The sequence below is a fragment of the Phenylobacterium sp. genome, assembly GCF_031181185.1.
Classification (GTDB): domain Bacteria; phylum Pseudomonadota; class Alphaproteobacteria; order Caulobacterales; family Caulobacteraceae; genus Phenylobacterium.
The window spans coordinates 1-5,054 of record NZ_JAPSKZ010000223.1; the positions used below are offsets into that span (position 1 = coordinate 1).

7 protein-coding genes are annotated in these 5,054 nt (G+C 71.4%); 3 read left to right on the forward strand and 4 right to left on the reverse strand.

Features of this window, described 5'->3' with window-relative positions; genetic code table 11:
* The 3 genes from RIF93_RS18475 to RIF93_RS18485 all read left to right on the forward strand — a co-directional run.
* A partial coding sequence (locus RIF93_RS18475; RefSeq protein WP_309092918.1) for an ester cyclase occupies positions 1-377 on the forward strand: 377 nt, incomplete at its 5' end.
* Position 378: 1 nt separating this feature from the next.
* Entirely contained in the window at positions 379-981 is a 603-nt protein-coding gene (locus RIF93_RS18480) for a TetR/AcrR family transcriptional regulator (RefSeq protein ID WP_309092919.1), read from the forward strand.
* Between the two features lie 38 nt (positions 982-1,019).
* Positions 1,020-1,823 (forward strand): TIGR00730 family Rossman fold protein, encoded by an 804-nt coding sequence (locus RIF93_RS18485; protein ID WP_309092920.1) that lies wholly within the window; start codon positions 1,020-1,022, stop codon positions 1,821-1,823.
* Here RIF93_RS18485 and RIF93_RS18490 read toward each other — a convergent pair.
* From RIF93_RS18490 to RIF93_RS18505, 4 genes are all read right to left on the reverse strand, one after another.
* Positions 1,772-2,203, reverse strand: a complete 432-nt coding sequence (locus tag RIF93_RS18490; RefSeq protein ID WP_309092921.1) for a GtrA family protein — start codon at positions 2,201-2,203, stop codon at positions 1,772-1,774. The genes RIF93_RS18485 and RIF93_RS18490 overlap by 52 nt on opposite strands.
* A complete protein-coding gene (locus RIF93_RS18495) occupies positions 2,200-2,931 on the reverse strand; it encodes a class I SAM-dependent methyltransferase (protein ID WP_309092922.1) in 732 nt (243 codons plus the stop codon). The genes RIF93_RS18490 and RIF93_RS18495 overlap by 4 nt, the downstream gene beginning before the upstream one ends.
* 2 nt (positions 2,932-2,933) lie before the next feature.
* Positions 2,934-3,890, reverse strand: coding sequence for a glycosyltransferase family 2 protein (locus RIF93_RS18500; protein ID WP_309092923.1), 957 nt, complete (start codon positions 3,888-3,890; stop codon positions 2,934-2,936).
* A partial coding sequence (locus RIF93_RS18505; protein WP_309092924.1) for a hypothetical protein occupies positions 3,890-5,054 on the reverse strand: 1,165 nt, incomplete at its 5' end. The genes RIF93_RS18500 and RIF93_RS18505, both read right to left, overlap by 1 nt.

Consider the following 5,054-nt stretch of genomic DNA (forward strand, 5'->3'; position numbering starts at 1 on the left):
GCGGCTTCGCGGCCGCGCGTGGGCCCGGTGGGCCAACCGACGATGTCGTGCTCGGCGTCGTCGGCGAGGGTGGCCAGCACGCCCGGGACGTCGTCGCGCATCTCGAAGCCGCCCGGGGATTCTATGAGGCGCTGTTCGCCGACCTTGCCGAGGGCCAAGTGCGCTGCCTGCGCCGGCTCTACGGCGAGGATTTCCTGGTCGATGACAGTGTCTGGCGCGGCAAGGCGGTGGGGCGGCCGTTCGGGCTGGAAGGCCGCGGACGCGACTTGGAGTTTCGCCTGCTGCACGTGGTGGAGTTTTCCGAATCCGGGGAGATGAAGCGCGAGAACGTGTGGATCGACCTGGCTTCGATCCTCCAGCAGCTGCCGCAGGACTGACGTGATCCAACCCTCGAAGGTCGGTCGCCCGAACCAGAAGCAGCGCACCCGCAAGGATCTGCTGGACGCCGCCGCCCGGCTGGTGCGCGAGGGCCGCCGCCCGAGCCTGGAGGAGGTGGCCGAGGCCGCCCTGGTCTCCCGCGCCACGGCCTACCGCTACTTCCCGAGCGTCGAGGCCCTGCTGTTGGAGGCCTCGGTCCATGTGGCCGCGCCGGACGCTTCCATTCTGGACGACGCGCCGCCCGCCGACGCCCTGGCGCGGGTGCGGAAGGTGGACGCGGCGTTCGACGCCATGATCCTCGCCAACGAGGCGCCCCTGCGCCTGATGCTGGCGCGCATCCTCGAGACCAGCGTCCGGGCCGGAGCCCAAGACCTCCCGGCCCGCCAGAACCGCCGGGCGCCGCTGATCGAGGCGGCGCTGGCGCCGGCGCGAGACGCCTTTGATCCGGAGGCGCTCGACAAGCTCACGGCGGCGCTGGCCATCGTCATCGGCACGGAGAGCTTCGTGGTCACCCGCGACGTCCTGCGGCTGTCGGACGACGAGGCCCGCGAGGTCCGCGATTGGGCGATCGCCGCGCTGATCGGGGCCGCGCGGCGGCGCTAGCCTCGACGGCGGCGCCTGCGCCTGACACCTTGAGGTGCATGACCGAAGAGAGCGCCTCCAACACCGCCCAGATGGCTTCGCCGACCTACCGGCTGGCCGCCCTCGACCAGGACTTCCTGCTCGGCGAGTCGATGCGAGGCGTCCGCTTCCTGCTGGAGTTCGCCAAGGCCGACGAGGCGCTGAAGACGTGGGGCGTGAAGTCCACCATCGTGGTGTTCGGCAGCGCCCGGGTGCGGGAGGACGGGCCCGATCCGCAGCCCAGATGGTACGCCGAGGCCCGCGCCTTCGGCGCGCTCGCCTCGCAGCGGGGCGGCGCCTACCTGGCCGGCGGGCGCGAGCGTCACAATGTGATCTGCACGGGCGGCGGGCCGGGCGTGATGGAGGCCGCCAATCGAGGGGCGGCCGACGTGGGCGCGCCGTCCATCGGCCTGAACATCACCCTGCCGCACGAGCAGGAGCCGAACGCCTATTCGACCCCCGAACTGACGTTCCGCTTCCACTACTTCGCCATGCGCAAGATGCACCTGGCCATGCGGGCCAATGCGCTGGTGGTCTTCCCCGGGGGCTTCGGCACCTTCGACGAGCTGTTCGAGATCCTGACCCTGCGCCAGACCGGCAAGGCGCCGCCGATCCCCATCGTGCTCTTCGACGAGGGCTATTGGCGCAAGGTGATCAACTTCGAGGGGCTGGTGGAGACCGGCATGATCGCGCCTGGCGACCTGGACCTCTTCCACTTCGCCGAGACGGCGGAAGCGGTCTGGGATTGTCTGCTGAAGGGCGGCCTGAAGCCCTACGAGGAGCGGCCGTCCTGGGAGGCCACCCGCGACCGGCGATTAGAGTAGGGCTCCGCGAAGGCCCAGAGGCGGGAGGCGGCGAAGGTCATGGCCGGCGTCAGGACCGCCACCACGGCAAGTCCGAACTCGAATCGCCAGCCCAGGCGCGTCACCAGAAGCCAGGTGAGGCCCTGGGTGCAGGCGAGGCCCAGCAGCGAGACCACCAGGAACCTCAGGAACTGGGCGCCGCGCAGGGCCGGACGACCGAAGGTCAGGCGAGCATTGCCCAGGTAGGAGACGCCGACGGCGCAGAGATAGGCGAGGAAGTTCGCGGTGAGCGGCCCCAGCTCCGCGCCGTGGCGGAAGGCGAGCGCGGCAGCGACGTGCACGCCGGTGGCGGCGAGGCCCACGGCCGCGAACGTCGCGGCCTGACGCGCCAGCACCTTCACACCGGCTTCTCGGCGACGGCCAGGATCGAGACGCCGAACGGCAGGTCGCCGAGGCGTAACAGGCCGCGCTCGGCCGCGAAGATCCCGGCCAGCGTACGGTTGAGGCCCCCGGGCGGAAGAGCCTCGTCATCGCCACCTTCCTGCCTGAGCGCTGTCTTCGCCAGACGGACGGCGGCGATCGGCGGGAAGAGCAGGGTGTTGAAGTGGCTGACCCTGCGCACCCTCAGCCCGGCGGTTTCGATCAGCTCCCGCACCTCGCCGCGCAGATAGCGACGCTTGTGGTGGTGGGCGGCGTCATGGGCGCTCCACATCCAGGCATAGGCGGGCACGGTGATCACCAGCCGGCCGCCGGGGGAAAGCCGCGCCGCCATGGCCGCCACCGCGCCGCGGTCGTCGTTCACGTGCTCGACCACGTCGAAGGCGCAGGCGAGGTCGAAGGGCGCGCCGAAGTCGGGCAGGCCGTCCGGCAGCCAGCCTTCGCGGACGTCGGCCAGGCCGCGGGCTGCCGCATAGGCGCGCGACGGCTCGTCCGGCTCGACGGCGCAGACCGTCCCGAAGGTGCGCAACATCGCCAGGTTGCCGCCCGCGCCGCAGCCCACCTCCAGCAGGCGCGCCTCGGCGGGCAGGCCGAGGCGGGCGATCTCGGCGGTCAGCACGGCGCGGCGGCCGACGAACCACCAGTGGTCCTGCTCGATCTCGCGCAGGCGATCGTAGATGGCGCGTTCCACCGCTAGTCCTCGAAGCCGATGCGCTCGCGCACCAGATAGGTCGGCCGCTGCTTCACCTCCTGGTACATGCGCCCGACGTACTCGCCCAGGATGCCCAGCGCGATCATCTGCAGGGCGAAGGCAAACAGGACGACGACCATCAGCGAGGCGTAGCCTGGTACGTCGCGCCCGACGATCAGCACCCGGCCGATCAGGAACAGGGCGGCCGCGACCGCGACCAGCGCGGCCACGACGCCGACGCCCGTCCAGACGCGCAGCGGGGCGGTCGTGAAGGCGGTCAGGCCATCGAGGGCAAAGCGGCCCAGCTTGCGGTAGCTCCAGCGGCTTTCGCCCGCCGCCCGCGCCGGCCGCACATAGGGCACGCCGGCCTGGCGGAAACCGACCCAGGAGAATAGCCCCTTCATGAACCGGTTGCGCTCGGGCAGGCGCTTCAGGGCCTCGACGACGGCGCGGTCCATCAGACGGAAGTCGCCCGCGCTGTCCGGTATCGGATAGTCCGAGAGCCGGTTGAACAGCCGATAGAACAGCCCTGCCGTGGTCCGCTTGGCGAGGCTGTCGCTGCTGCGGTCGGCGCGCACGCCGTAGACCACGTCGTAGCCCTGCTCCCATAGAGCGAGGAACTCTCCGATCAGCTCAGGCGGGTCCTGCAGGTCGGCGTCCAGCGGTACGACCACGTCGCCAGTGGCGGCCTCGAGGCCCGCGGTGAGGGCCGCCTCCTTGCCGAAGTTGCGGGAGAGCGCCACCACGCGCACACGTGGGTCCGCCGCGGCCCGGACGCGTAGGGCGTCCAGCGTGCCGTCGCGGCTGCCGTCGTCGACGCAGACGATCTCCAGCGCGACGCCCAACGCCGGGGTCACGGCCTGCAGCCGCTCGAACAGCACGTCGAGGCCGGCGACCTCGTTGTGCATCGGAATGACCAGCGACAGCCTCCGGCCGACGCGGCTGCGTTGCGGCGCCATCAGCGTCCTTTCGCCCGGGCGATCCGGCCGTCCAGCAGCGCCGCCACCCCGGCGGCGATGACCAAGGCGCAGAAGAGGTTCGATGGGAAGATGTAGCGGGCGTCCGCCGCGGGCCCGACCAGGAAAAGCAGGGCGACGTTGGCGAAGGCGCCGCCGGTCAGCGCCAGCGCCAGCAGAGCCCGCGGGTCCCTCCGCAGGGCCAGCAGCCCCGTCACCGCCAAGGCCAGGGCGTAGAGCAGCGCCGGCCGACGCCAGTATTCCAGGGCGTTGCGCTCCACATATGCGGTCACCTGGCGCGACAGCTTGGGGCGCGCCAGCTTGAGGCCGTAGTCGTTGACGTCGATCGTGCCGTGGGCGGGATAGAAGACGCCGCGCTTGGCCATGCCGAGCTGCTCCATCGTCACCACCCGCCTGTGGTCGAGATAGCAGCCGAGGTTCTGTGGGATCACCTCGCGCCAGGCGCGCGAGACCGCGCCTGCCCCGTCGGTCTTGAGGATCGGCGGATCGCTGGCGCCCGGCTCGTGCGCCATCTGCTCGTGGCGCGGATCGTAGGCCTCCCGAATCTGGGCCGGCGTGATCGGGCGGCCGTCGGTCACCGCCGGCGGCAGGAAGTTGCGGTCGGCGCAGGCCGAGACGCCCATCAGGTCGAAAAGCTGCAGCTGGTAGACGGTGGTGACGGGCGGCAGGCGCTTGAAGTCGGGCAACCGCCACTGCCAGGAGGCCCAGGCCAGGCCAACCGCGACGACCAGGAAGAGGGCGGTGAGCGCGCGCAAGGCCAGGCCCGGGCGCGGCTCCAGGAACGGGCGCCAGACCATCAGCGGCGCGACCAGAGCGAACAGCGGGAAGGCGTTGTAGCGCAGCGAGACGCTCATCCCGAGCATCAGGGCGGCGGGGACCAGCAGCGTCCAGCTGCGACGCTGCGCGGCCAGCAGCCACAGCCCGAGACTGCCCAGGGCGAAGCTCGCCACCGTCACGTCGCGCCAGTGGGCGAGGGCCACACCCAGGATCGGCGGCACGGCGACGAAGGCCACGGCGAACGCGGCCATAGCGGCCAACGCCCAGAACCGGCTGCGGATCAGGAGGCTGGCCGAGAGCCCCGCGCCCAGGAAGATCAGCGAGGTCTGGAACACGAACAGCCCGCCGACGCCGAGCCCCGCCTTGCGG

What these genes read in the sequence shown, in the direction of transcription:
- RIF93_RS18485 (WP_309092920.1), top strand. Translation starts at nt 1,020, where the DNA reads ATGACCGAAGAGAGCGCCTCCAACACCGCCCAGATGGCTTCGCCGACC.
- RIF93_RS18500 (WP_309092923.1), bottom strand. Translation starts at nt 3,890, where the DNA reads ATGGCGCCGCAACGCAGCCGCGTCGGCCGGAGGCTGTCGCTGGTCATT.